This is a genomic window from Wenjunlia vitaminophila DSM 41686, assembly GCF_000380165.1.
Taxonomy (GTDB): domain Bacteria; phylum Actinomycetota; class Actinomycetes; order Streptomycetales; family Streptomycetaceae; genus Wenjunlia; species Wenjunlia vitaminophila.
On the sequence record NZ_KB904669.1, the window covers coordinates 208861 to 234479 of the forward strand.

At 72.9% G+C, this 25619-nt stretch carries 25 protein-coding genes; 14 read left to right on the forward strand and 11 right to left on the reverse strand.

What is annotated here, in order from left to right:
* Positions 1-184 precede the first annotated feature (184 nt).
* The 4 genes from A3IG_RS0114205 to A3IG_RS0114220 all read left to right on the forward strand — a co-directional run bounded on the left by A3IG_RS0114205 (position 185) and on the right by A3IG_RS0114220 (position 4665).
* A complete protein-coding gene (locus A3IG_RS0114205) occupies positions 185-670 on the forward strand; it encodes a cation:proton antiporter regulatory subunit (RefSeq protein ID WP_018384237.1) in 486 nt (161 codons plus the stop codon).
* A 5-nt stretch (positions 671-675) separates the two neighbouring features.
* Positions 676-1917 carry a cation:proton antiporter gene (locus A3IG_RS29745; protein ID WP_018384238.1) on the forward strand — a complete coding sequence of 414 codons (1242 nt, stop codon included), beginning with the start codon at positions 676-678 and terminating at the stop codon, positions 1915-1917.
* Positions 1918-2070: 153 nt separating this feature from the next.
* A complete protein-coding gene (locus tag A3IG_RS0114215; protein WP_018384239.1) occupies positions 2071-4101 on the forward strand; it encodes a glycoside hydrolase family 36 protein in 2031 nt (676 codons plus the stop codon).
* Between the two features lie 105 nt (positions 4102-4206).
* The gene (locus A3IG_RS0114220) at positions 4207-4665 is read left to right on the forward strand and encodes a hypothetical protein (RefSeq protein WP_018384240.1); all 459 of its coding nucleotides are present in this window, start codon (positions 4207-4209) and stop codon (positions 4663-4665) included.
* 133 nt (positions 4666-4798) lie between these two features.
* Here the strand turns inward: A3IG_RS0114220 and A3IG_RS0114225 are convergent, their stop codons facing one another.
* The gene (locus A3IG_RS0114225; RefSeq protein ID WP_018384241.1) at positions 4799-7327 is read right to left on the reverse strand and encodes an ATP-binding SpoIIE family protein phosphatase; all 2529 of its coding nucleotides are present in this window, start codon (positions 7325-7327) and stop codon (positions 4799-4801) included.
* Positions 7328-7723: 396 nt separating this feature from the next.
* Here A3IG_RS0114225 and A3IG_RS0114230 point away from each other — a divergent pair, with 396 nt between their 5' ends.
* From A3IG_RS0114230 to A3IG_RS0114240, 3 genes are all read left to right on the forward strand, one after another.
* Positions 7724-9217, forward strand: a complete 1494-nt coding sequence (locus tag A3IG_RS0114230) for a DUF2252 domain-containing protein (RefSeq protein ID WP_078500494.1) — start codon at positions 7724-7726, stop codon at positions 9215-9217.
* A 46-nt stretch (positions 9218-9263) separates the two neighbouring features.
* Positions 9264-10094: a hypothetical protein gene (locus A3IG_RS0114235; protein WP_018384243.1), complete on the forward strand. Its 831-nt coding sequence runs from the start codon at positions 9264-9266 to the stop codon at positions 10092-10094.
* 80 nt (positions 10095-10174) lie between these two features.
* On the forward strand, positions 10175-10507 hold the full coding sequence (locus tag A3IG_RS0114240; RefSeq protein ID WP_018384244.1) for a rhodanese-like domain-containing protein: 333 nt from the start codon (positions 10175-10177) through the stop codon (positions 10505-10507).
* Between the two features lie 57 nt (positions 10508-10564).
* Here A3IG_RS0114240 and A3IG_RS0114245 read toward each other — a convergent pair whose 3' ends face one another.
* The 5 genes from A3IG_RS0114245 to paaA are packed head-to-tail and all read right to left on the reverse strand — an operon-like array spanning position 10565 to position 14245.
* On the reverse strand, positions 10565-11686 hold the full coding sequence (locus A3IG_RS0114245) for a 2Fe-2S iron-sulfur cluster-binding protein (protein ID WP_018384245.1): 1122 nt from the start codon (positions 11684-11686) through the stop codon (positions 10565-10567).
* Between the two features lie 3 nt (positions 11687-11689).
* A complete protein-coding gene (paaD, locus tag A3IG_RS0114250) occupies positions 11690-12223 on the reverse strand; it encodes a 1,2-phenylacetyl-CoA epoxidase subunit PaaD (RefSeq protein WP_018384246.1) in 534 nt (177 codons plus the stop codon).
* Positions 12220-12975: a 1,2-phenylacetyl-CoA epoxidase subunit PaaC gene (paaC, locus tag A3IG_RS0114255; protein ID WP_018384247.1), complete on the reverse strand. Its 756-nt coding sequence runs from the start codon at positions 12973-12975 to the stop codon at positions 12220-12222. Before paaC ends, paaD begins: the two co-directional genes overlap by 4 nt.
* Positions 12972-13253 carry a 1,2-phenylacetyl-CoA epoxidase subunit PaaB gene (gene paaB, locus A3IG_RS0114260; RefSeq protein WP_018384248.1) on the reverse strand — a complete coding sequence of 94 codons (282 nt, stop codon included), beginning with the start codon at positions 13251-13253 and terminating at the stop codon, positions 12972-12974. Before paaB ends, paaC begins: the two co-directional genes overlap by 4 nt.
* Positions 13250-14245, reverse strand: coding sequence for a 1,2-phenylacetyl-CoA epoxidase subunit PaaA (gene paaA / locus A3IG_RS0114265; protein WP_018384249.1), 996 nt, complete (start codon positions 14243-14245; stop codon positions 13250-13252). The genes paaB and paaA overlap by 4 nt, the downstream gene beginning before the upstream one ends.
* Before the next feature lie 160 nt (positions 14246-14405).
* Between paaA and A3IG_RS0114270 the strand changes: the two genes are divergently transcribed.
* A complete protein-coding gene (locus A3IG_RS0114270) occupies positions 14406-15086 on the forward strand; it encodes a DUF5819 family protein (RefSeq protein ID WP_018384250.1) in 681 nt (226 codons plus the stop codon).
* On the forward strand, positions 15083-16357 hold the full coding sequence (locus A3IG_RS29750; RefSeq protein ID WP_018384251.1) for an HTTM domain-containing protein: 1275 nt from the start codon (positions 15083-15085) through the stop codon (positions 16355-16357). Before A3IG_RS0114270 ends, A3IG_RS29750 begins: the two co-directional genes overlap by 4 nt.
* A gap of 30 nt (positions 16358-16387) precedes the next feature.
* Here the strand turns inward: A3IG_RS29750 and A3IG_RS0114280 are convergent, their stop codons facing one another.
* Positions 16388-16831, reverse strand: coding sequence for a PIN domain-containing protein (locus A3IG_RS0114280; protein WP_018384252.1), 444 nt, complete (start codon positions 16829-16831; stop codon positions 16388-16390).
* Positions 16828-17088 (reverse strand): ribbon-helix-helix domain-containing protein, encoded by a 261-nt coding sequence (locus A3IG_RS0114285; RefSeq protein ID WP_018384253.1) that lies wholly within the window; start codon positions 17086-17088, stop codon positions 16828-16830. The genes A3IG_RS0114280 and A3IG_RS0114285 overlap by 4 nt, the downstream gene beginning before the upstream one ends.
* Before the next feature lie 144 nt (positions 17089-17232).
* Between A3IG_RS0114285 and A3IG_RS0114290 the strand changes: the two genes are divergently transcribed.
* From A3IG_RS0114290 to A3IG_RS0114300, 3 genes are read left to right on the forward strand one after another with little or no spacing between them, the layout of a single operon-like run.
* Positions 17233-17907 (forward strand): TrmH family RNA methyltransferase, encoded by a 675-nt coding sequence (locus A3IG_RS0114290; protein WP_018384254.1) that lies wholly within the window; start codon positions 17233-17235, stop codon positions 17905-17907.
* Between the two features lie 58 nt (positions 17908-17965).
* Positions 17966-18568: an RNA polymerase sigma factor gene (locus A3IG_RS0114295; protein ID WP_018384255.1), complete on the forward strand. Its 603-nt coding sequence runs from the start codon at positions 17966-17968 to the stop codon at positions 18566-18568.
* Positions 18565-19641, forward strand: a complete 1077-nt coding sequence (locus tag A3IG_RS0114300) for a CU044_5270 family protein (RefSeq protein WP_018384256.1) — start codon at positions 18565-18567, stop codon at positions 19639-19641. The genes A3IG_RS0114295 and A3IG_RS0114300 overlap by 4 nt, the downstream gene beginning before the upstream one ends.
* Before the next feature lie 171 nt (positions 19642-19812).
* Here the strand turns inward: A3IG_RS0114300 and A3IG_RS0114305 are convergent, their stop codons facing one another.
* The 3 genes from A3IG_RS0114305 to paaN form a co-directional block, all read right to left on the reverse strand.
* Entirely contained in the window at positions 19813-20178 is a 366-nt protein-coding gene (locus tag A3IG_RS0114305; RefSeq protein ID WP_018384257.1) for a hypothetical protein, read from the reverse strand.
* The gene (locus A3IG_RS0114310) at positions 20175-20654 is read right to left on the reverse strand and encodes a hypothetical protein (protein WP_018384258.1); all 480 of its coding nucleotides are present in this window, start codon (positions 20652-20654) and stop codon (positions 20175-20177) included. Before A3IG_RS0114310 ends, A3IG_RS0114305 begins: the two co-directional genes overlap by 4 nt.
* A 127-nt stretch (positions 20655-20781) precedes the next feature.
* Positions 20782-22470 carry a phenylacetic acid degradation protein PaaN gene (gene paaN / locus A3IG_RS0114315; protein ID WP_018384259.1) on the reverse strand — a complete coding sequence of 563 codons (1689 nt, stop codon included), beginning with the start codon at positions 22468-22470 and terminating at the stop codon, positions 20782-20784.
* Between the two features lie 130 nt (positions 22471-22600).
* Here paaN and A3IG_RS29755 point away from each other — a divergent pair, with 130 nt between their 5' ends.
* On the forward strand, positions 22601-24169 hold the full coding sequence (locus A3IG_RS29755; RefSeq protein ID WP_051087498.1) for a 3-hydroxyacyl-CoA dehydrogenase: 1569 nt from the start codon (positions 22601-22603) through the stop codon (positions 24167-24169).
* 61 nt (positions 24170-24230) lie between these two features.
* Entirely contained in the window at positions 24231-25619 is a 1389-nt protein-coding gene (gene paaK, locus A3IG_RS0114325; RefSeq protein WP_018384261.1) for a phenylacetate--CoA ligase PaaK, read from the forward strand.

Sequence of the window (25619 nt, forward strand, 5' to 3'; positions counted from 1 at the left end):
CAGCGTTCCCGAAGCCGCCCCGACAGCCGGCGCCATCGAGCGCCCAGCCCGCGGCTGACCGCCCCCGACCGACGCGGACCGGCCGGGCCGCGGTGACCCACCCCGTGCGCCCGGCAGGGTCCGCAGCCCGCGCACGCTCGTGGTCGCCGCCCGTCCCCATCCGCGCCCCCTGGAGCACAGAACCATGGAACACCCAGCCCACACCAGCAGGACCCCGCTGCCCGGCGTCGGCACCCGCTACGACCTCGCCACCGCGGCGGGCAAGCACCTGTCCCTCGTCGTCCACCAGGACGGTCGGCGCATCCTCGCCTTCCACGACCCCGAGGACGACGACAACTGCAAGGACGCGGCGACACTCACCACCGCCGAGGCCACCGCCCTGGCCGAGCTGCTCACCCCCGACCCGGTCTCCCACCTGCACCAGCACCTGGAGATCGACCTGGTCACCGAGCACATCGAGGTCACCAAACGCTCCCCGTACGCCGGCCGCCCCCTGGGGGCCACCCAGGCACGGACCCGCACCGGCGCCTCCATCGTCGCCGTGCTGCGCCGGACCGCCGCGGTTCCCTCACCCACCCCCGACTTCCGCCTCGCCATCGGTGACACCCTCGTCGTCGTCGGCACCAGGGAGGGCGTGGACGCCGTCGCCGAGCTCATCACCGGGGGGTAACGCCGATGCACGACCCCACCGCCATGCTCATCGAGCTCGGGGCCATCCTGCTCGCCCTCGGCCTGCTCGGACGCCTCGCCGGACGTGTCGGGTTCTCCCCCATACCCCTGTACCTGCTCGCCGGACTCGCCTTCGGCCAGGGCGGCATCCTGCCGTTGACGGCCAGCGAGGAGTTCGTCGCCACCGGCGCGGAGATCGGCGTCATCCTGCTGCTGCTCCTGCTGGGCCTGGAGTACAGCGCGTCGGACCTCGTCACCAACCTCAAGACCCAGTACCCCTCCGGCGCCGTGGACTTCCTGCTCAACGCCGTGCCCGGGGCCGTGGCCGCGCTGCTCCTCGGCTGGGGGCCGGTCGCCGCGGTGGCCCTTGCCGGCGTCACCTGGATCTCTTCCTCCGGCGTCATCGCCAAGGTGCTCGGCGACCTCGGCCGCCTCGGCAACCGCGAAACCCCGGTCATCCTGGGCGTCCTGGTCATCGAGGACCTGGCGATGGCCGTCTACCTGCCCATCCTCACCGCCCTGCTGGCCGGGGTGAGCCTGGCCGGTGGCAGCCTGACCCTGCTGATCTCCCTCGGCACCGTCGGGGCCGTCCTCTACGTGGCCCTGCGCCACGGCCGGGTGATCAGCCGCGCCGTCTCCTCGGACAACGCGGAGATGCTGCTGCTCGTCGTCCTCGGCCTCACCCTCCTGGTGGCCGGGGTCGCCCAGGAGCTCCAGGTGTCCGCCGCGGTCGGCGCCTTCCTCGTCGGGATCGCACTGTCCGGTGAGGTCGCCGAGGGGGCGAGCAACCTGCTCACCCCGCTGCGGGACCTGTTCGCCGCCGTCTTCTTCGTCTTCTTCGGCCTGTCCACCGACCCCACGGACATCCCACCGGTGCTGCTGCCCGCCCTGGCGCTGGCCCTGGTCACCTCGCTGACCAAGGTCGCCACCGGCTGGTACGCCGCCCGCCGGGCCGGGATCAAGCCGGCCGGCCGCTGGCGGGCCGGGGGCACCCTGGTGGCCCGGGGCGAGTTCTCCATCGTCATCGCCGGTCTCGCGGTGGGCACCGAGCCCCGCATCGGCCCGCTGGCCACCGCGTACGTGCTGATCCTGGTGATCCTCGGCCCGCTCGCCGCACGCTGGACCGAACCCCTGGGCAAACGCCTGACTCGCGGACGCACCCCACCGGCCACCCGTGCGGTGGGCCGCCCCGCCGGGGAGCCGGGGGCGCCGGCGGCGGAGCCCGAGGTGACCGCGGTGTCCGACTGAGCTGCCCGGGAGGGACCTCGCCCGCCCCGCCCGGCCAGCCGGGGACACCTTCGGGCCGGGCGTCGTCAGCACCGAGGAGGGCTCCGTCCGCGGTGCGATGATCTCTCGTGTCGACCGACGACCGGCGGTCGAACCCCGTGAAAGGACCTTGAGGTGTCCGACCTGACCATTGAGTGGGGCAGCGACAGCCTGTGCGCCACCTTCCTGTGCGGTGACCATCCGGTGCTGCTCGCCCACCTGTCGGCGGGCAACGGCGGCCCGGGCATGGTCCACGCGCAGCCGCTGGTTGAGGTGTTCACCGCGGCGGAACAGCGTGGCCGGACCAGCCAGGGCTACGTGCGTTCCGCGGTGGGTGAACGACTGCGCTACCGCGATCACACCGCGGACGAGAGAACCCTGAGCATCCGACAGTTCGACGTGGTCAGCGGCTTGCTGGTGACGTCGGAGTTCGAGATCGCGCCGGGGACGAGCGGGCTGCGGGCCATGGTCACCGTCATCAACGAGTCGGAGCACGACGTGGTGCTGACCGCGATGACAACGTTGACATTGGGTCTTGGTGACCCCGCCGACCTCCGGCTGCTGTGGGGCGAGAGCGAGTGGCTCGCGGAGGGCCGCTGGCACGAGCAACCGTTGCGCCAGGCACTGCCCGACCTCAACCTCGCGCTGCACGGCCAGGACGGCCGGGGCAGGTTCACCCGGACCAGTCACGGCTCCTGGTCAACCGGGGAGTTCCTGCCGACAGGCGTCCTCTTCGGGCGGTCGGGGCTCGCCTGGCAGGTGGAGAGCAGCGCGGGCTGGCACTGGGAGCTGGGCCAGACCGCGCGCGGCTGCTACCTGAGCCTGCTGGGGCCCACCGACGCCGAGCACCAGTTCGCCCAGCGCCTCGCGCCCGGGCAGTCGTTCACCACGGTGCCCGTGGGCGTCGCGGTGGCCGACGGCGGACGGGACGCGGCGCTCGCGGCGCTCACCGACTACCGCAGGACGCTGCGCCCGCCACAGGGGCAGCTCCCGGTCATCTACAACGACTTCATGAACACCCTGATGGCCGACCCGAGCACCGAGAAGCTGCTGCCGCTGATCGGCGCGGCTGCCGAGGCCGGGGCCGAGTACTTCTGCGTGGACGCGGGCTGGTTCGACGACAGCAAGGACTGGTGGAGTTCGATCGGCGCCTGGCAGGAGGCGCCCACCCGCTTCACCGGCGGGCTGTCCTCGGTCTTCGGGGCGATCCACGCCGCCGGCATGAGGTCGGGGATCTGGCTGGAACCGGAGATCGTCGGAATCGACTCGCCCGTCGCCGGTGAACTGCCCGACGAGGCGTTCTTCCGCCGGTTCGGCACCCGGGTGGTGGAGGACCGCCGCTACCACCTGGACCTGCGGCACCCCGCGGCGGTCGAACACCTGGACCGCACCGTGGACCGACTCGTCGCCGACCTCGGCATCTCGTTCCTCAAGCTGGACTACAACATCAACCCCGGCGTGGGCACCGGCGAGCACGCCGGCGCCGGACTGCTCGGCCACACCCGCGCGTTGCGGAGCTGGCTGCGGTCCATACAGCACCGCCACCCGGGCCTGCTCGTCGAGAACTGCGCGTCCGGCGCCATGCGGATGGACTACTCGCTGCTGTCCGTCACCCACCTGCAGTCCACCAGTGACCAGCAGGACCACCTGCGCTACCCACCGATCGCGGTGTCGGCGCCCGCCAGCGTGCTGCCGGAACAGTGCGGCAACTGGGCCTACCCCTCGGCGGCGATGACCGACCAGGAGACCGTCTTCGCGATGGTGTCCGGAATCATGGGCCGGCTCTACCTGTCGGGGTTCCTCCCCGAACTCCGGCCGTCCCAGCGCCACCTGGTGCACCAGGCCGTCGAGGTGCACAAGCGGTGGCGGTCCCGCATCGCCCTGGCCCACCCCCGCTGGCCGCTCGGCCTGCCAGGCTGGGACGACGACGTCCTGGCACTGGCCCTGCAGGCACCGGGCGAGGACGCCCTGCTCGCCGTCTGGTCCCGCGGCGCGGGCCGTCAGGTCCGGCTCGACGGACTCGATGCCCGGGAGGTCTCGGTGGTCTACCCCGCCGACGCCGACCCGTGGCACGCGCACGCGGACGGGTCGGTCACCCTTGACGTGCCCGACGGCCCCGCGGCCCGGGTGTTCTCGGTGCGTTCGACGCGGAAGGCCACCTGGTAGGCAGCCGCTCCCGGGCACGGACGAGTGGGTTGTCCACAGGTGGTGGCCGCGACTCCGTGCGTCTCCTACGGTGTGTCGTAGGAGACGCACGGAGGGGGCACTGCGGTGGAGGCGGAGTTGGCGGCGCTGGCCGTTTCCGGGGCGACGACCCTGGTCGGGTCGATGGTCACGGACTCCTGGGCCCACGTGAGGGACCGGGTGGCGGCCTTCCTGGGCAGGGACAGGGACGGGCAGACGGAGCAGCTCGCGGCCGAGTTGGAGGCGGCTCGGGGCGAGGTGACGGCGGCGCAGGAGTCCGAGTCCGCCTCGGTCACGGAGGAGATCCAGGCGGAGTGGCGGTCCCGGCTGCGCAGGGTGCTGCGTCAGGACCCGGCGCTCGCCCAGGAGTTGCGGGCCCTGCTCGAGGAGTTCGAGCCGCCGGCCGAGGGCGCCCGCTGTGCCGGGTCGATAAGCAACTCGGTCAGCGGAGGGGTACAGAACGCACCGGTGGTCCAGGGACAGGACTTCTACGGACTGTCCATCAACTTCGGCGGCGCCATACCCCCGGGCTCCGCGCAGGGGTGACGCCGGCTGCGGCCGGTCCAGGCCGTGGTCGGTCTCGGTGACGGGTGTCCCTGCCGTCCTCCCGGGCCCGTGCCGGTTCCTCGGGCCCGGGGCGCGGTCCAGGTCGGGCGGCCCGGGGCGCCCGACCGGGGAGTCAGTCCTGTGCCGTTCCGTGCGGCAGCGGCAGTTCGAACCACACCACCTTGCCCACGGCCTGCCTGCTCGTCCCCCACCGGGCGGACAGGTTGCTGACCAGGGCCAGGCCCCGACCGGCCTCGTCGTGCCCTTCGGCACGGCGCAGCAACGGCAGGTTGTGGTCGTCGTCGGTGACCTCGACCAGCAGTTTGCCCACCCGCATCAGGCGTAGCTCAAGTGAGCGGCTCGCCGCCCGCAGGGCGTTGGTGACCAGTTCGCTGACCAGGAGCTCGGCCAGGTCACCGAGGGCACCGAGCCCCCATTCGGTGAGCTGCTTGCGGGTGAGTGCCCTCGCCGTGCGCACCTCGGTCGGGTTGAGGGCCAGCTTCCACTCGGCGACGTCCTGCGAGGGGATTCCCTCGAACCTGGCGACCAGCAGCGCCACGTCGTCGCTGCGGTCCTCGCTGTGCAGCCGCCCCAGGATGGTGCCGCAGACCTCCTCCGGGGTCTGGTCGGGTTCGATGACGTTCTCGCACAGGGCGGCGAGTCCCGCGCCTATTCCACCCTCGTCACGCACTTCCACCAGCCCGTCCGTGCACAGCACCAGCCAGCTCCCGTCCGGTACCCGGATCTCCGCGGTCTCGAAGGGGACGCCGCCGACCCCGATGGGTGCGCCGGCCGGCACCTGGAGGAGCTGGCTGGGGCCGTCGGCGGAGGACAGCACCGGCGGCACGTGGCCGGCGTTGGCCAGGGTGAGGGTTCGCCTGACCGGGTCGTAGATGGTGTAGATGCAGGTGGCCAGGTGGTCGGGCCCCAGCTTGTGGGCCAGGTTGTCCAGGTGCCGCAGGAGCTGCGCCGGCGGCAGGTCGAGGGCGGCCATGGTCTGCACGGCGGTGCGGAACTGCCCCATGACCGCGGCCGAGTGCAGGCCGTGGCCCATCACGTCCCCGACGACCAGGGCCACCCGTCCGCCGGGTAGCTGCACCGCGTCGAACCAGTCGCCGCCGACCTGGGCCTGCCGGTCACCCGGCCGGTAGTGGTGGGCGATCCGCACCCCGGGCAGCCGGGGCGGGCTGGTGGGCAGCATGCTGCGTTGCAGGGTGGCGGCTGCCTTGGACTCCAGCAGGTGCATCCGGGCGCTGTGCAGCCGGAGGGCTCCCTGGGTGGCGAGTCGGGCGGCGGTGGTGAGGTCCTCGTGGTCGAACGGGCGGCGACCGGCTCCACGCAGCAGCAGCATCCGGCCGAGCACGGTGCCCCGTGCCGGCAGCGGAACACTGAGCAGGGAGTGCCCGACCAGCAGGGGCGCGCAGTCCGGTGCTCCGAGGTCCCGGGACAGTTCCTCGGCGAGCGCCGCGGTCACCACGGTGGTGAGCATCGGCTCGGCGAACCGGCCCCACGGGGTGCCGGGCACCGGGTCGAGCAGCTCGCCCTCGGGGGCCAGCTCGGTCGTGGCGGCCGGCAGCCCGGAGTGTTCGACCGCCAGCCGGCGCAGCACCACCATCTCGTCGGGGCGCTGGTCGCGCGGTGGTTCGGCGTGTTCGATGAGCTGGTCCACCACCTCGACTGCGGCGAGGTCGGCGAACCGCGGCACCACCAGGGAGCACAGCGCCCGGGCGGTGGCGTCCAGGTCAAGCGCGGTGTCGAGGGACCCCATCGCGTCCGCCTGGAGCAGCGCCGACCGCTCCCGTTGGGCCTCCTGGCGGCGGCCCGGGGCACGGGGGTCCTCCGGCGGCGCTGCCCCGGTCCCGGTGACGCCGTTCTCCGCCGCGGACCGGCCGGGCTCCGCGGACGGCCGGTCCGCGCCGCGCCGGCCGTTCGGCCTGTTGCGGTGGTCGGCGGAGACCTCCTGGGGGAGCACCGCGAACGGCCCCGCGTCGTCCACCGTGAGGACGGGGTAGCCGAGGGACACCAGTTCCCGGGCCATCCGGTCCAGCCGGGCCGGGTTGGCCCGGGGCAGGGTGGTGCTCAGCCGGCTGCCCAGCCGCTCGGCGAGCACCTCGTCCGCGACCTTGGCGAACCCGACGGTCAGCCGCAGCTCACCGGCGCGGGACGGCCCCGTGCTGGCGTAGTCGAGCAGCCGGTCGCCCACCGCCAGCCGGGGTCCCGTGGTCCGCAGCGGCTCGGCGTTGGCGGCGAGCACCAGCAGGTCGGGGCCCGGGGACTCGGTCAGCCGGTAGGACCACCACAGCACGTCCTTGGCCCGCCCGTCGCGGTCCATCGCGGCCATGGGCCCGGCCCACACCGGGGCGGTGGACTGGTGCAGCCGGTCCAGGGCGTCCAGGTGCGGCCGGGGTGCGGTGCCGCCGCCGGCCGGCTCCGGGGGGCCACCGGTGGGGCGCCGTGCGGAGGGCACGGTCACCTGCTGCTCCACCGTCGGCAGCAACCCCAGGGCGCGACGGCCGAAGACGTCGTCCCACCGGTGGCCGAAGAGCTCCTCGGCTCCCCGGTTCCAGTAGACGATCGACCCGTCCGCGTCCACGGACAGGATGGCGAGGCGCAGGCAGGCGACCACGCCTGCGGTGGTGAGAGGCCCGGTGTGCAGGATCATCTCAGGTGTGTCTCCGCTGGTGGATTCCGTCGCTGGGGTGGCGCGGACAGTGCGGTGGTGTGCGTTCCCGTCGTGGTGTGTGACGTGCGAGCGGGGGTGCACGTACCTACTGGAGGGTGGGAACGGTGCGGTGATCGCCCCTATGACACCGGTGGCGCGCCGCAAGCACAGCGAAACATGAAACGTCTGGTGAAGACGGCGGATTGGCGAGAATGCCCCCCAAGTGTGACCTGAGTGCTATAGGCAATACGGGAGTGACCGCTTTACAGGAACGTTTTGTCAGAGGGGCTCCCCGAGCGGCCAGACAGGGATGAGACTGCCGGTGACACGGAGGCGGCGGGCCGGGGACCGGCCGTCGAGCGGGAGGAGGGTGCGGTGATGCCGGACGCCGCGCGGATGGCGCCAGCGCCGGGTGAAGGCGGAGGCGCGCAGTTGACGGAGGCGGTCGGCAGGACCGGACCGCGTCCGGCTCGGGCAGGGACGCGCGAACCCGAACCGGGCGGTGGCCCGCGGGTGCCCGCGGTGCCCGGATTCGCCTCCTGGCCCTCCCCGGTGTCACCCCGGCGGGTGGGCAAGGACCTGCGGTCCCGGGTCCCCCGGGCGGAGCACGCCGGGTACGCGCCCGTACCGGGACGGATCTCCCCGGTCGAGGCGGTGATCCGGTCGAACGAGGACCGGTTGCCCGAACTGGTGCCCATCCGGGTCGGACGCATGTGCGCAAGCCCGTTCGCGTTCCTGCGGGGCAGCGCCGGGCTGATGGCCGCCGACCTGGTGCACACCCCGACCACCGGGGTGGTGGCGCACCTGTGCGGCGACGCCCACGCGGCGAACTTCGGACTGTACGGGGACGCCACCGGTCGGCTGGTCATCGACATCAACGACTTCGACGAGACGGCCCCCGGCCCCTGGGAGTGGGACCTGAAGCGGCTGGCCACCTCGCTGGTCCTGGCGGGACGGGAGTCAGGGGCCGGCGCCGACGCCTGCCGGACCGCCGCGCTCGACGCCGTGGCCGCGTACCGGCACACGGTGCGGCTGCTCGCCGGGCTGCCCGCCCTCGACGCGTGGAACGCCATCGCCGACGAGGACCTGGTCCGGCACGCCGACGCCAGGGACCTGCTGGGCACCCTCGAACAGGTGGCGGGCAAGGCGCGCCGGAACACCAGCGCCAGGTTCGCCGCCCGCAGCACCGTGCGGGTGCCCGGCGGTGGCCTCCGCTTCACCGACGCCCCGCCGGTACTGCGCCGGGTACCGGACAAGGAGGCCGCCGCGGTCGCCGGCGCACTCCCCTCCTACCTAGACACCCTCCCCGCCGACCGGTTGCCCCTGCTGGCCCGGTACACCGTGCAGGACGTGGCCTTCCGGGTGGTCGGGACCGGCAGCGTGGGCACCCGCTCCTACGTGGTGCTGCTGACCGACCACCGGGGGCAGGCCCTGGTCCTCCAGGTGAAGGAGGCCCGCCCCTCGGCGCTCCTGCCCCACCTGGCCAGGGCCGGCCTGCCCGTCCCCGACACCGGGCACCAGGGCCGCCGGGTGGTGCTGGGGCAGCGGCGGATGCAGGTGGTCAGCGACCACCTCCTCGGCTGGACCTCGATCGAGGGCCGGGACTACCAGGTGCGGCAGTTCCGCAACCGCAAGGGCAGCGTGGACCCCGCCGCGCTGGCCCCCGGGCAGTTGGACGACTACGGCAGGCTCACCGGGGCGCTGCTGGCCCGGGCACACACGCACAGCGTGGACCCGCGGCTGCTCGCCGGGTACTGCGGGAAGAACGGCGAACTGGACGAGGCGGTGGCCGCGTTCGCGGTGGCCTACGCCGACCAGACCGAGGCCGACCACGCCCAACTCGTGGCCGCTGTCCGCGCCGGGCGCCTGGCCGCGCGGACCGACGTGTGACGAAGGACCGGCCTGCGCCTGGTAGCGGGGTCGTTACGCTGTCCCGGTGGGTGAGGACAACGCCAGGACAGACAGCGCTGCGCGGGACGACGAGGAACGGCTGAGCCAGGCCGTGTCCACGGCGGAACAGGCACTGATCGAGTTCGAGATCGCCGTGGAGACGTTCCGGGTCGAGGTGGACAACTTCGCCCGGCTGCACCACCAGCGGCTGGGACCGATGTACGCCCGCCTCGACGAGCTGGACGCGCTGATAGCGGAGGCGGTCGCGGCGAGAACCGGGGACCCGGAGGACATCCTCCGCGCCCAGCAGGCGCGGGCCTTCGTCCAGCCGATGCCGGACGTGGACGAACTGTTCGGCCGGGCGGGCGGGGGACCGTGGGCCGGCCGGGACCCGGCGGACCCCGGGCTGCCCGACGACGCCCCCCTGTCCAGCCGGGTCCGGCCCAGCAGGGAGGCGCAGCGGCTCTACCGCGAACTGGCCCGCCGGGCCCACCCCGACCTCGCCCAGGAGGACGGCGAGCAGCGGCGGCGCAGCGCCTTCATCGCCCGGGTCAACGAGGCGTACGCCCGGGGCGACGAGGCCGCCCTGCGGCAGCTCGCCGAGGAGTGGGACTCGGGCCCGGAACAACCCGCCGCGGCACCGGCCACCGAGAACCGGCTACAGACCCTCTACGCCAGGCTGGAGTGGCTCGCGGCCCGCAGGGACGCTCTGGCGGCCCGCTCTTCCGAGCTCGAGCAGAGCGCCATGGGCGCCATGCTGCGGCTCGCCCCCCAGGACCCGGACGGGCTGCTCAACGAGATCGCCGAGCAGCTCCTCGCCCAGGTCGCGGAGCGCGAGGCCCGGCTCGGCGAGCTCCTCCACCCGGCGAGGGACTGACCCGGGTCCCCACCGCGCTGCCCGGTCGCTCCTGGCCGCCGCCGCAGCCCCCACCGACTCCCCTCAGGAAAGGCCAACCCGTGTACGACGCCCAGATCCCCGCCGTGCCCGCCGCCGACGTGCCCCAGGACGCCTATGTGCTGGACGTGCGGGAGCCCGACGAGTGGGCGGCCGGCCACGCCGAGGGCGCCACCCACATCCCCATGTCCGAGGTGGTGGGCCGGATCGAGGAACTGCCCCGGGACACCCGGGTGCACGTGATGTGCCGGGTCGGCGGCCGGTCGGCCCGGGTGGCCCAGTACCTGCTGGGCCAGGGCCGGGACGTGGTCAACGTGGACGGCGGCATGACGGCCTGGGCCGCGGCCGGGCGCCCGGTGGTCACCGACGACGGCACCGCGGGGACGGTACTGTAGCGGCTTCCGCCGGGGCGGCCCCGGCGCCGTTCCGCGGGCGCGGGCGGCGCCGGGGGCTCAGCGGTCGAAGTCCAGCTCCACCACGGGGGAGGTCGGGTGGGACTGGCAGGCCAGCACGTGGCCGGCGTCCAGCTCGTCCGGCTCCAGGGCGTAGTTGCGGTCCATGCGGACCGTGCCGGACACCAGCAGCGCCCTGCAGGTGCCGCACACCCCGCCCCGGCAGGCGTACGGGGCGTCGGGGCGGTGCCTGAGCACCGTCTCCAGCGCCGTCTCCCCCGGCTGGCCCACCCAGCTCCCGGACCGCCCGCCGAGCACCGCGGTGACGGTGTGCCCTCCGGCTCCGGCGTCGTCGTCAGCCCCGAAGGCACCCGCGGTGCCGCGATCGGCCAGGGTCCCGTCCCCGGGGGGCGGCTCGCTGTCCACGTGGAAGATCTCCTGGTGGACGCGGGAGCGGTCCACCCCCAGGCGCCGCAGCGCCCCGGCGGACTGCTCGATCAGCCGGTGCGGTCCGCACAGGAACCAGCCGGCCACCTCGCCCACCGGGAGCAGGGCGGGGAGCAGGGCGGTGAGCCTGTCCTCGTCCAGCCGCCCCGCCTCCAGGCCGGCCTGGCGCTCCTCACGGGTGAGGACCTGCACCAGGTGCAGGCGTCGCGGGTGGCGGTCCTTCAGCTCGGCGACCTCGTCGAGGAACATCGCCGAGGCCACCGTGCGGTCGCTGCGCACCAGGCAGAACTCGGCGTCGGGCTCCTCGGCGAGCAGCGTGGAGACCAGGGAGAGGACCGGGGTGATGCCGCTGCCGCCGACCACGGCGGCGTACCGGCCCGGCCGCGGCACGAGGGTGAACCGGCCGGTCGGCGTCATCACGTCCAGCAGGTCCCCGGGGGCGAGCTCCTTGTGGGCGAAGGTCGAGAACTCGCCGCCCTGCACCCTGCGGATGCCCACCCGCAGGGTGGCCGGCCCGTCCGGCCCCGGAGCGGGGGCACAGATCGAGTAGGTGCGCCTGATCTCCTGAGGGGTGCCGTCCTGGTCGGACGTCACCCTGCGCAGGATCAGGTGCTGACCCGCCGTGTAGCGGTAGGCCGGACGCAACTCGGGCGGGACGGCGAAGGTCACCGCGACCGCATCCTCGGTCAACGGCTGGACCTCGGTCACCCGCAGCGGGTGGAAGCCACCGGCCACCGGCTACACCTCCTTGAAGTGCTCGAACGGCTCGTCGCAGGCACGGCACCGGCGCAGCGCCTTGCACGCGGTCGAGGAGAAGCGGCTGAGCAGGGCCGTGTCGGGGGAGCCGCAGCGCGGACAGCGCACCGACAGCTCCACCGGGACGGGGCCGGACCGCGGCCGGGCCGGCCCGGGCGGCGCGATGCCGTACTCCCGGAGCTTGCGCCGTCCCTCCGCGGAGATCCAGTCCGTGGACCAGGCCGGACTGAGCACCGTGCGCACCTCCGCCTGCCAACCGTGCGCGGCCAGCACCCCGGTGACGTCGGCGGCCATCGACTCCACCGCGGGGCAGCCGGTGTAGGTGGGGGTGAGGTCCACCTCGGCCCGTCCGGGGCCGAGCACCCGCACGGCGCGCAGCACCCCGAGGTCCTCCAGGGTCAGCACCGGCAGTTCCGGGTCGGGCACCGCGCCGGCGAGCCGCCGCAGTTCCGCCTCGGTGGTCGTCCCGCCCGGCGCGGTTCCCCCCGCGCCGGTGCGTCCCGGTGCCGTGCTCACCAGCGCGCTCCGGGGTGGCTGCGGGGCAGGTGCTGCATCTCGGCGAGCAACCGCCCGAACGCCTCGGTGTGCACCCCGTCCCGGCCACCGCCGGCCGCCCAGGCCGCCCGGTCGGGCCCGGAGGGCAGGCGCAGGGTGGCGCGTTCCACGACCTCGGTGACGTCCCGCAGCCACGGTGCGCGCAGCGCCGGCAGGTCCACCGGCAGCCCGGGCACGGGGTCGAACAGCTCACCGGTGTACCGCCACAGCGCGTCCAGGGCCCGCTGCATCCGGGTCCGGCTCTCCTCGGTGCCGTCCCCCAGCCGCAGCGTCCACTGCACGGCGTGGTCGCGGTGGTAGGCCACCTCGTGGACCGTCTTCCCGGCGAGCCCGGCCAGCGGGGAGTCGCTGGCGGCGAGCTCCCGGTGGACCAGCGACTGGGCGCAGGAGAAGTAGAGCTGACGGGCGATGGTGTGGGCGAAGTCCCCGTTGGGCTGCTCCACCAACTGCAGGTTCCGGAACTCCCGCTCGTCCCGGTGGAACGCCAGCTCGTCCTCGTCGCCCACCAGGCCCAGCAGGTGCCTGGCCTGGCCGAGCAGGTCGAGGCCGATGTTGGTGAGCGCCACGTCCTCCTCGAGGGTGGGGGCGTTGCCGGTCCACTCCCCGAGCCGCTGGGCCAGGACGAGCGCGTCGTCACCGAGCGCCAGGGCGGCGTGGAGGTGCTCGGCCGGGCCGGCGTCCGCCGCGGGGGTCTCGGGTCGGGCGGTGGTCACAGGTTCCGCACCCCTTCGGGCACCTCGTAGAAGGTCGGGTGCCGGTAGGGCTTGTCCCCGGCCGGGGCGAAGAACGGGTCCTTCTCGTCCGGCGAGGACGCGGTGACGGCGGTGGACGGCACCACCCAGATGCTCACGCCCTCCTGCCGACGGGTGTAGAGGTCCCGGGCGTTGCGCAGCGCCATCTCGGCGTCGGGCGCGTGCAGGCTGCCGACGTGGGTGTGGGACAGGCCGCGGCGGCTGCGCACGAAGACCTCCCAGAGCTGGCCCTGACTCATCGCTCCTCCGGTCCGTGTTTGGCCGCGTACGCGGACGCCGCCTCGCGTACCCAGGCGCCGTTGTCGTGCGCCCGGCGCCGACGGGTGAGCCGCTGCTCGTTGCACGGCCCGTTGCCCCGCAGCACCTGCTGGAACTCGTCCCAGTCGATGGCGCCGTAGTCGTAGTGCCCGCGCTCGTCGTTCCACCGCAGCTCGGGGTCGGGCAGGGTGAGGCCGAGGGCCTCGGCCTGCGGGACGCAGATGTCCACGAAGCGCTGGCGCAGCTCGTCGTTGGAGTGCCGCTTGATCTTCCAGGCCATGGACTGGGCGGAGTGGGTGGAGTCGGCGTCCGGCGGCCCGAACATCATCAGCGACGGCCACCACCAGCGGTCCACCGCGTCCTGCGCCATCGCGTGCTGTTCCGGGGTGCCCTGACTGAGCGCCAGCAGGGACTCGAACCCCTGCCGCTGGTGGAAGCTCTCCTCCTTGCAGATCCGCACCATGGCGCGGGCGTAGGGGCCGTACGAGCAGCGGCACAGCGGAACCTGGTTGATGATCGCCGCGCCGTCCACCAGCCAGCCGATGGCGCCGACGTCAGCCCAGGTCAGCGTCGGGTAGTTGAAGATCGAGCTGTACCGTTGGCGCCCCGAGTGGAGCTTGTCGAGCAGCTCGTCGCGGCTGGCGCCCAGCGTCTCGGCGGCGCTGTACAGGTACAGCCCGTGCCCGGCCTCGTCCTGGACCTTGGCCATCAGGATCGCCTTGCGGCGCAGCGAGGGCGCGCGGGTGATCCAGTTGGCCTCCGGCTGCATGCCGATGATCTCGGAGTGCGCGTGCTGCGCGATCTGACGGATCAGGGTGGCCCGGTACCCGTCGGGCATCCAGTCCCGTGGTTCCACGCGCTCGTCGGCCGCCAGGGTGGCTTCGAACACCGCCTCGAGCCCGGCGTCCGCGGCTTCGTGTCCTGCGTCGGGGGCGGACCGCGACGCTGGGGGAGTCTCTCGTACGGCGGTCATCGCCAGACCTCTCCACTGACCCCTGCCGGCCCCTGCCGGGTGCCGGATCTGTTCGAGTGCTACCAACCGACCGTTCGGTTCGATGATGCGGGCCTGCTGGGAACTCTGTCAAGGTCGTATCTTGGCGGCGTCACCACAGCAGGCAGGCGGGCGGGGAATCATGACGGAACCAACGCTGGACGGCGAGCGGCGCGCCGAGGAGGTGCTCCCCGACCCGCCGGGCGGTGGCGAGTGGTCGATACCCGCGCGGATAGCCATCGCGGGCGCGGTCGCCGCGGTCTGTGTCGCCGTCGTGGTCCACGCGCTCGCCGTCTTCCTCTACCTCGCGCCCTCCAACACGGTGTCCCGGCAGAACAACGACGAGATCAACGAGTACGTCCTCCCGGAGTTCGAGCAGAACTGGAAGCTGTTCGCCCCCAACCCGGTCCAGCAGAACGTCGCGGTGCACGCGCGGGCCGAGGTCCGACGGAACGACGGGAAGCTCACCGTCACCGGCTGGGTGGACCTCACCGCCCTGGACACCTCGCAGATCAAGCACCACCCCGCGCCGAGCCACGCCGACCAGAACCTGCTGCGCCGGGCGTTCGACTTCTACGGCAACTCCCACGACCAGAACGGCGCCCCCCGCGGTGAACGCGGCGAGATCTCCGAGGAGTACCTGCGCCGGATCGCCGCCCACCGCCTCGGCCCGGAGCTCAACGGCGGCCGGGTGAACCGCATCCAGCTCCGCTCGGTGTCCACCCCGGTGGCCGCGCCGGACTGGAGCAACGAGAACCTGAACACCAACCCGACCACCCGGGAACTGCCCTGGTGGACCGTCTTCGACGAGGACTTCTCATGAGCGCGCCCGCCTCACCGCTCGCCGGCGCAGGCGCCCGGCTCGACGCGACCCTGGCCAGGGGACTGCGGCGGATCACCGGCAGCGCGCTGGCCCCGTACCAGGCGGCGATCGTCCGGATCGGCTTCGCGCTCACCTTCACCGTCTTCCTGCTCCGCGAGTGGCCCAACCGCAGTGAGCTCTACGGCGACACCAGCCCCTGGAGCATCGACCTGGCCCGTCGGCTGATCGCCACCAACGACGCGTTCACCGTGCTGATCTGGTCGGACAGCCGGCTGTGGTTCGAGGTGGTCTACCACGGGGCGATCCTCGCCGGGGTGCTGCTGCTGCTGGGCTGGCGGACCCGGACGGCGTCGGTGCTGTTCATGATCGGCGTGCTGTCGGTGCAGAACCGCAGCGTCTTCATGGGGGACGGCGGCGACAACGTCGTCCACCTGATGGCGATCTACCTGGTGTTCGTCCGGTGCGGGCAGGTCTGGTCACTGGACGCCCGCCGGGCGCGGCGTGCCGCCGGGCAGGACCCCGCCGACCCGGTCGCCGGAGCCGTGAACGACAAGGTGGGTATGGCACTGTGGTCGCTGTGCGGCGCGCTGCTGCTCGTCGCCCACGCCAGTGGCTTCGCCGACCTGCCGTTCTTCGACCAGGAGGGGCTGCTGCCCCTGATGGGCTGGGGCCTGCTGCTGTGGGGACTGTGGGCGCTGCACGGGGTGCGGTGGTGCCTCGACCGCTACTACCCCAGGTCCCAGGCGCGCGGTGTCTTCCAGATCATGGGCAACCTGATCCACAACGGCGCCATGGTGGTCATCGTGATCGAGGTCTGCCTCATCTACTCCACCGCGGGCTGGTACAAGATCCAGGGATCGCGGTGGCAGGACGGAACGGCCTCCTACTACCCGTTCAACCTGGACTACTTCAACCCCTGGCCCGAGGTCACCGACGTCCTTTCCGCCAGCGGGCTGCTGATCATGCTGTTCACCTACGGCACCGTGATGGTGCAGGTGGCCTTCCCGTTCACCCTGTTCAACCGGAAGGTCAAGAATGTCCTGCTGGTCCTGATGATGGCCGAGCACGCCGGCATAGCGGTGCTGATGGGCCTGCCGTTCTTCTCCCTCGCCATGATCTCCGCGGACGCGGTGTTCCTGCCCACCGCCTTCCTGGTGTGGTCCGGCGCCAGGACCACCACCGCGGTGCGCCGGTTGACGGGCACCGGGTCACGGCCCAGCACCCCGACACCCCCGCCGGCCGACGCCTCCAAGACGGTGGCCCTGGGCTGACCGGGCGCCGGTGCGGGGTGGACCGGCGGCTCACAGGGGGAGGTCGTCGGGTAGGACCCGGAAGGCCTTGTGGCGGCCGAGTGGGCGCAGGGCCCTGAAGTCGCGGCGGTCGAGGGTCAGGATCGCGTCCGTGTCATAGTCGGCGGCGAAAGCGACGTTCACCGCGTCGGCGAGGTCGAGTCCGAGCGCTTGGTGGCGGGCTCGGACGGACTGGGCGGCCTCCAGGTGATCCGCCGTGATCTGGGGCACCACGACGCGGCCCCTGCGCATCCAGTGCCGGATATCGCTGACCGCGCTGAGAGCTGCCTGACGGCCCAGTTCACGCGTAGCGACGTGGTCCAGTTCGGCGAGCAGGAGCGGGGAGATGACCAGGAGCCCCGCGGAAAGGATGGTCTCGCTCGCCGCCGCGTGCTCTGGATGCCCGGAGTCGAGGGCGGCAAGCAGGCCGGAGGCGTCGGCGATGACGATGATCACGCGGCGGTTCCGGGCTCCGTCTCGTGGGTGACGGCGTCGGCCACCGCGTCACGGACCTCGGCCCGCGACATCGTGCGGCCCGGTCCCTGGAAGGTGCGAGAGAACAGGGGCTCGTCCCAGACGCGGTTGGCCATGGCCGCGAGGTGGATTCCCTGGCGGATGATCTCGGCCTCGCTGACCCCCCGACGCTTGGCGGCCTCCTTGATGACCGCCAGGTCCTCGGGATCGGCGTAGACGTTCGTGCGCTTCATGGCCATGTACCAAGATTAGCGTATGTACCAGATTGGTGTATGCCTTCGCCGCCCTGGCCACGCTGCTCGAGCCCGCGGTACGGACCGGCGCCGGGACCGGGCGAGCCCGGTGCGGGCGCCGGTCGGCCGCGGTCCACGTACCCTTCCCGTGTGAGTGATGAGGCGGGTGAGCCCCTGCAGTACGACGACGGTCTCGCCGGTGCGGTGGGCGTGGGGCCGTGGCCCGGCCCCTGGCCCCGGGACGAGCGGTACGACCCGGAGCTGCTGGCCCACGGGGACCGGCGCAACGTGGTGGACCGCTACCGCTACTGGCGGCGGGAGGCCATCGTCGCGGACCTCGACACCCGCCGGCACACCTTCCACGTCGCGGTGGAGAACCTCCAGCACGACTTCAACATCGGCTCCGTGGTCCGCACCGCCAACGCCTTCCTCGCCGCCGAGGTGCACATCGTGGGGCGCCGTCGGTGGAACCGCCGCGGGGCCATGGTCACCGACCGCTACCAGCACCTGCGGCACCACCCCGACGTGGACGCGCTCGCCGCCTACGCCGACGCGAACGACCTGCCGCTGATCGGCATCGACAACCTCCCCGGCGCCGTGCCCCTGGAGACCACCGAGCTGCCCCGGCGGTGCGTGCTGCTGTTCGGGCAGGAGGGGCCCGGCCTCAGCGCCCAGGCGTGGAAGCACGCCGAGAGGGTGTGTTCCATCGCCCAGTTCGGCTCGACCCGGTCGATCAACGCCGGGGCCGCCGCCGCCATCGCCATGCACGCGTGGATAAGCCGCTGGGCCGTGCCGGCGGCAGAACCGGCGCCGCCCGCCCGGTGACCCACGTCACGGGAACCAGCCGTGGGCGCCCGGACAGGGCAGTGGTGTGGAGACGAACATGCGGACACGTGTCCGCGAGGGGGACCGCGACGCGTTCGCCGAGCTCTTCGACGCCTACGCGCGTTCGGTGTACAACCACGCCTTCCGCCTGACGTGGGACTGGTCGGTCGCCGAGGACGTGGTCTCGTTGACCTTCCTCGAGGCGTGGCGGTTACGCGGGCGGGTGGACGCCGAGGGCGGGTCGCTGCGCCCGTGGCTGCTCGGGATCGCCACCAACGTCGTGCGCAACACCCGGCGCGCCGCCCGCCGGCACGCGGCGGCGCTGTCCCGGTTGACCGCGGAGGAGGCGCTGCCTGACATCGCGGACGAGGTCGCCGGGCGCCTCGACGACGCCGCCTCGCTGGCCGCCGTCCAGCAGGCCCTACAGACCCTGCGCCGCCCCGAACGCGAGGTGCTCGCGCTGTGCGTGTGGTCCGGCTTGGACTACGCCTCGGCGGCGCGGGCGCTTCGGGTGCCGGTCGGCACGGTCAGGTCCCGGTTGTCCAGGGCGCGCAGGAAACTCGCGGCAGCCGCGGAGAGACGGGAACCCCGACCGGACCGGGGACAGGTGAGAGATGGCCGCGTCGTTGCGGCCAGGCCCATACAGGAGGGAAACCGATGAACGACACCCCGTCGCTTCCCGAGCGCGACCTCCCGCCGGGCCGTCACCGACAGCTCAAGGAGCACCTGATGCGCGAGATACGACGCGACGACACCGCTGACAAGGCCCCGTCCCGGCCCCGGTGGCTGCGTCCGGCCGTCGCCGCACCCGCCGCCGCGGGCGTGCTGACCCTGGCGTTGGTCGCGGGCGTCACGGTGCTCGGCGGTTCGCACGGCGACGGCACGCCGACGGCGAAGGACCGCGGGAACGCCTCCCAGGTCACCCCGCACACCCCCGATGACCCGAGCGACCCCGTGCCGCTCCTCGACCGCATCGCCACGGTCGCGGCCGAGTCCACGGTGCCGGCGCACATCCGGGACGACCAGTTCGTCTACGTCCGCAGCATGGACACCTCCGTGGTCCAGACCCTGGACGTGGACAAGGACGGGAAGGCGAAGCCGACGAGGACGAAGGTCATCCCCCTCCACAAACGGGAGGTGTGGCACTCGGTGGACGGCACCCGCGGGATCCTGATCCGCGACCGGGTGGCCCTCGGGCGCGACATCGACGTCACCGAGCCCGATCCGGCCCCCGGCGAGACCGGGTACGAGTACAGCAACAACTACCGTCACCTGGAGACCCTGCCCACCGACCCCGACGAGATGCTCCAGTGGCTGCTGTCGAACGGCGTCAAGGGAGAGGACCGCGACGCGAACCAGGAGGCGTTCAACCTCGTCCGGGACCTCATGGGCGAGGCACTGGTGCCGCCGGACGTCAGCGCGGCCATGTACCGGGCGGCGGGCAGGATTCCCGGAGTGATCGTCGTTCCCGACGTCAAGGACGCGGCGGGGCGTCCCGCCGTCGCCATCGCCCGGGTGGACTCGTACAACGGCGGCTGGTGCGACCAGGCCCTCTTCGACGAGAAGACCCTGGAGTTCCTGGGCAACCGCTCCGTCTGGATCAAGCCGGGCAAGGGGACCGCCGGTAAGAAGATGACCACCCTGGAGCGGATCAGGGCAGGGAAGGTCACGAGCTCCAGCGCCGTGCTGGAGGTCACCGTCGTGGACAAGAAGGGCCAACTGCCCAAGGGCTGACCCGAACCCTGGGTCTCGGGTCCGGCGTGCGACGCGGACTCCAGCACGCCGGACCCGGGGGTTCTGCCACAGGAACGCCGCCGACCGCCGTTGGGTGAGGGTGACCGCGACATGGGTTCGGGGGCGTCCACGACAACCGTTTGTCCGGACACTCTCCGACGCGGCCCCCGCTCACCGCGCCGGGGGGTCCGTGGCCCGCGGGTGGCCGGTCCCCGCGAAGGTGATCCAACACGTGGCGTTCGGGGTGTCCAGCAGGTACCAGATCCGGCCGCCCGAGGTCACCTCTATCTGCCACTGCTCGCAGGTCCGACCACGGTAAGTGCCGTGCGCGAGCTTGCCCTTCAGACGGTGGTGGCGCGAGGTCTCCGTCATCGGTGCCGGGTCGGTGCGCAGGGTGAGCCAGGCGCGGTAGGTGTTCTCCGCGGCCTGTTGGGAAAGGCACAACCAGCCCTTGGCGGAGGCCGCGTCGGCGAACCGCACCTCCCACTGCCCCTCCGGTGCGGGCGGTGCCGCCCGGTCCCCGCGCCCAGGGGTCACGCGTCTTCCCTGGGGTCGGGAACGGGGCCGTGGTCGGTGTCGTGGCTCCTGGTCAGGGCGGCCAGTAGCTCGGGATCGGAGTGGATCTCGGCGGTGTGCTGCCAGGCGGTGAGCAACTGTGCCACGGACGCGCTGTTGGCGACGGAGTCCGCGGCGCGCATGGTGTCCACCAGTTCGACGGCGAACGTGTGGAGGTCCGGCTCCGGCAGGAAACGCACCCAGGGAAACGCGTCCGGCAGGATGTCGAGGAGCAGCTCCATGCTGCCGGGCTCCCGCCGGGCCATGGCGGAGAGCATGCGCGTGGCGGCGGAGACCACCGTCCGGTCCTGCTCGTCCCTGGCGGCCGTGGTGAGGACCAGGTCCTCCCCGTCCCGCCGGTGCAACACGAGCCGTGGCGACTCCTTGAGTCTGGCGAGCGTCTGCTTGTTTCGGTTCACCAGATCCGAGAAGTTCACCGCGGTGTTGTCGGAACCCATGAGTTTCAAACTACTTCGAAACCTGGGCGGGAGACTATCGCCCGGGAGGCTGAACCCCTCCCTGGGTCTCGGGTCCGGCGTGCGACGCGGACTTCAGCACGCCGGACCCGAGGGCTCTTCGGGGGGGTCAGCGGTGCCGCCGCACCTCCACCGTCCGGAAACGGTTGGCGACGAACGCGCCGTCGCTCAGCGCGATGTTGGCCGCCGGGTTGCCGCCGGTGCCGTGGAAGTCGGAGAACGCAGCGGTCTGGTTGACGTACACCCCGCCGGTGAGGTTGAGCGACAGCGACGCGCAGGTGTCCAGGCACACCCGCTCCACGTCCGCCTCCACCTGCGGCGAGGTCGTGTAGGCGCCGACCGTCATGGCGCCCTTCTCCTTCACCGTCCGGCGGAGCAGCTCGAGCGCGTGGGCGGTGGAGTCCACGGCCACCGCGAACGCCACCGGTCCGAAGCACTCCGCCAGGAACGCGGCGTGGTCGTCGGGCTTGCCGGCGTCCAGCTTGACCAGGGCCGGGGTGCGGACGGTGGCGTCGGGGAACTCCGGGTGCGCCACGGTGCGCGACGCCAGGGCCACCTCGCCGAGCTCGTCCGCCCGCTCGAGCCGGGCCAGCACGTCGGGGTTGACGATGGCGCCGAGCAGGGCGTTGGCGCGGGCGTCGTCGCCGAGCAGCTTGCCCACGGCGGTGGTCAGGTCGGCCACCACCTCGTCGAAGGTGCGGTGCCCGGCGTCGGTGTCGATGCCGCCGCGGGGGACCAGCAGGTTCTGCGGGGTGGTGCACATCTGGCCGCTGTACAGGGACAGGGAGAACGCCAGGTTGTTCAGCATGCCGCGGTAGTCGTCGGTGGAGTCCACCACGACGGTGTTGACCCCGGACTTCTCCGTGTAGACCTGCGCCTGGCGGGCGTTGTCCTCGAGCCAGTCGCCGAACGCCGAGGAGCCGGTGTAGTCGATGATCCGGATCTCGGGCCGGGTGGCCAGGGACATGGCCAGGCCCTCGCCCGCGTCCTCGGCGGCGAGGCAGACCAGGTTGGGGTCGAGGCCGGCCTCGCCGAGCACCTCGCGGGCCACCGCCACGGTGAGCGCCAGCGGGAGCACCGCCCGGGGGTGCGGCTTGACCAGCACGGGGTTGCCGGTGGCGAGCGAGGCGAAGAGGCCCGGGAACCCGTTCCAGGTGGGGAACGTGTTGCAGCCGATGACCAGGGCGATGCCGCGCGGCACGGCGGTGAAGGTCTTGGTCATCGCCAGCGGGTCCCGCTTGCCCTGGGGCTTGGTCCAGTCGGCCTGGGCGGGGGTGCGGGTCTGCTCGGCGTAGGCGTAGGCCACGGCTTCGAGGCCGCGGTCCTGGGCGTGCGGGCCACCCGCCTGGAACGCCATGGTGAACGCCTGGCCGGTGGTGTGCATCACCGCGTGCGCGAACTCCATCGACCTGGCGTTGATCCGGGCCAGGACCTCCAGGCACACCGCGGCGCGCGCCTCGGGCCCGGCGTCGCGCCATGCCGGCAGCGCCGCCTCCATGGCGGCCAGCAGGGCGTCCGGGTCCGGGCGCGGGTAGGTGATGCCCAGGTCGATGCCGTACGGGGACACCTCTGCGCCCACCGGGCCGCCGTCGCCCGGCTGACCGAGCTCGAAGTGGCGGTTGAGCAACGCGTCGAACGCGGCCCTGCCGGCGGCGGGCGCCTGCTCGCCGTACGCCTTGGGGTGCTCCGGGTAGGGCGTCCAGTAGTCGCGGGTGCGGATCGCTTCCAGGGCCTTGCCGAGGGTCTCCCGGTGGCGTTCGATCAGCTCCGTGGTGACGTTGCCGGGTGCCATGAGCATGCTCTCCCTTGCCGGCCGGGGCCGGGGTCGTGGTCTGGGCAGAGACGAGCGGTGAGGGCTAGGTTAACCGAATGGTCGGTCGGTTCAAGGGCGCGGCCACTGATTCCGTACGTTCGAGGGAGCGCGAGCAATGGACGGGCTTACTCCTGAGCACCCCGTTGGTGTCGTCGGCACCGGGACCATGGGGCGCGGCATCGCCCAGGTCGCCCTGGTCGCGGGCCACCGGGTGCTCCTCCACGACGCCGAACCCGGCAGGGCGGCGGAGGCGGTCACCGCGATCGTCGAGCGGCTCGACCGCCAGGTGGCCAAGGGCCGGATGAGCGAGGCCCAGCGGGCCGGGGCCACCGCCCGGCTGGCGGTCGCCGACGACCTGTCCCACCTGGCCGACGCGGCCCTGGTGGTGGAGGCCGTGGTGGAGGACATCGCGGTCAAACGCCGGCTCTTCGCCGACCTCGAGGCGGTGGTCGGTGACGACTGCCTGCTGGCCACCAACACCTCCTCCCTCCCGGTCACCGCGGTGGGCGCCGCCCTGAAGCTCCCCGGTCGCCTGCTCGGCCTGCACTTCTTCAACCCGGCGCCGGTGCTGCCGCTGGTCGAGGTGGTCAGCGGGGCCGCCACCGACCCCGCGGTGGCCGAACGCGCCAGGGCCACGGTCCTGGCCTGGGGCAAGACCCCGGTGGCCTGCGCCGACACCCCGGGTTTCCTGGTCAACCGGCTGGCCCGCCCCTACTACGCCGAGGCGTTCGCGCTGTTCGAGGAGCGCGCCGCCGACCCGGCGACCATCGACGCGGTGCTCCGCGAGAGCGGCGGTTTCCGGATGGGCCCGTTCGAGCTCACCGACCTGATCGGTCACGACGTGAACGAGGCGGTGACCCGTTCGGTGTGGACGGCGTTCCACCACGACCCCAGGTTCGTCCCCTCGCTGGCGCAGCGGCAGCTCGTCGAGGCGGGACGGCTGGGGCGCAAGAGCGGGCAGGGCTGGTACGGGTACCGGGACGGTGAGCCGCGCCCCGAGCCGCGCACCGCGCCACCCGCGGCGGCCCCGTCGGAGGTGGCGGCGTACGGCGACCTCGGCCCCGCCGGGGAACTGCTGGGGCTGGTCGAGGAGGCGGGGATCGAGGTTCGCCGGGAGTCCGTCGCGTCGGGGGTCCTCGACCCCGGGGCCCTGGTCCTGCCGGACGGCACCGAGCTCGCCCTGGTCGGGACCAGGGAGCACGCCGGGTTCGAGCCGGTGATCCACTTCGACCTGGCGCTGGACTACCGTGCCGCCACCCGGATCGCGTTGGCCGCCTCCCCCACGGCGCGGCCGGAGGCCCTGGACGCCGCCGTGGGGCTGTTCCAGGCGCTGGGCAAGCAGGTCAGCGTCGTGGAGGAGGTCGCCGGACTGGTCGTCGCCCGGACCGTCGCCATGGTGGTGAACCTGGCGGTGGACGCCGTGGACCGGGGGGTTGCCACCCCCGGGGACGTGGACACGGCCATGCGACTGGGGGTCAACTACCCGCTAGGTCCCCTGGAGTGGGCCGGGAAGCTGGGGTGGACCTGGGTGTCGCAGGTGTTGGCGTCGTTGCACACCACCTACCCCACCGGCCGCTACGCCCCGGCGCCGGGGCTGCGCCGCCGCTGGGTCGCCGAGCGGTACCAGGGCCCGGCCGCGGCCGGCTCCACGGGCCCGGGCACCGAGGGAGGGACGTCACGGTGACGGATGGTTTCACGCGAAACATACGCGGGGCGAGGACGCCGGCCCGTCGGGGAGGACGGGCATGACGCCCCGGGTGCCCCGGCCGGGTGGACCGGGCCCCGGCGAGGGCCGGGTGGGCCTGGACGCGGTGGAGACGGCGTCCCGGGACGAGCTCGGCGCCCTGCAACTGGAGCGGCTGCGGGCCACCCTACGGCGGGTCTACGACCGGGTCCCGCACTACCGGGCCGCGTTCGACGCCCACGGGGTGCACCCCGACGACTGCCGGGACCTGGCGGACCTGGCCAGGTTCCCGTTCACCAGCAAGGACGACCTGCGCGGCAGGTACCCGTTCGGGATGTTCGCGGTGGACCGGGAACAGGTGGTGCGGGTGCACGCCTCGTCCGGGACCACCGGCCAGCCCACCGTCGTCGGGTACACCGCGGGGGACGTGGACACCTGGGCCCACCTGGTCGCGAGGTCGCTGTACGCCTCCGGGGTGCGGCCCGGGATGATCGTCCACGTCGCGTACGGGTACGGCCTGTTCACCGGGGGACTCGGGGCGCACTACGGGGCGGAGCGGCTGGGCTGCACCGTCGTCCCGGTCTCCGGCGGGCAGACCGAGCGGCAGGTCAGGCTGATCCGGGACCTCCGCCCTGACGCGATCATGGTGACCCCGTCCTACCTGCTGGTCATCGCCGACGCCCTCCGGGCGGCCGGCACGGACCCGGCCGCGACCTCGCTGCGCTACGGGGTGCTCGGCGCGGAGCCGTGGACCGAGACCATGCGGGCCGAGATCGAGACCACGCTGGGCATCGACGCGGTGGACATCTACGGCCTGTCCGAGGTCCTGGGGCCCGGGGTGGCCAACGAGTGCGTGGAGACCAAGGACGGCCCCACCATCTGGGAGGACCACTTCTACCCGGAGGTGGTGGACCCGATCGACGGCACCCCGGTGCCCGACGGGGCGTTCGGCGAGCTGGTCCTCACCTCGTTGACCAGGCAGGCCATGCCCGTGGTGCGGTACCGCACCCGCGACCTGACCCGGCTGCTCCCCGGGACCGCGCGCACCATGCGCCGGATGGAGCGGGTCACCGGACGTGGTGACGACATGATGATCGTACGAGGGGTGAACGTCTTCCCCACCCAGATCGAGGAGCACGTCCTGCGCACCGCGGGTCTCGGGCCGCACTTCGAGTGCGTACTGACCCGACCGGGACGGCTCGACGAGCTCACCGTGCGGGCGGAACGCCGCGAGCCGGACCCGGCCGCGGGACCGGTGGACCCCGGCTCCGACACCGACGTCGCCCAGGAACTACGGCGCCGGATCAAGGAGGGGACGGGGGTGTCGGCCCAGGTGGAGGTGGTGTCCCCGGGCACGTTGACCCGCTCGCTCGGCAAGGCCAAACGCATCGTCGATCTGCGTGTCCGCGCCCTGGACACGACATCGACCGAACGTCCGGCCGGGACATAA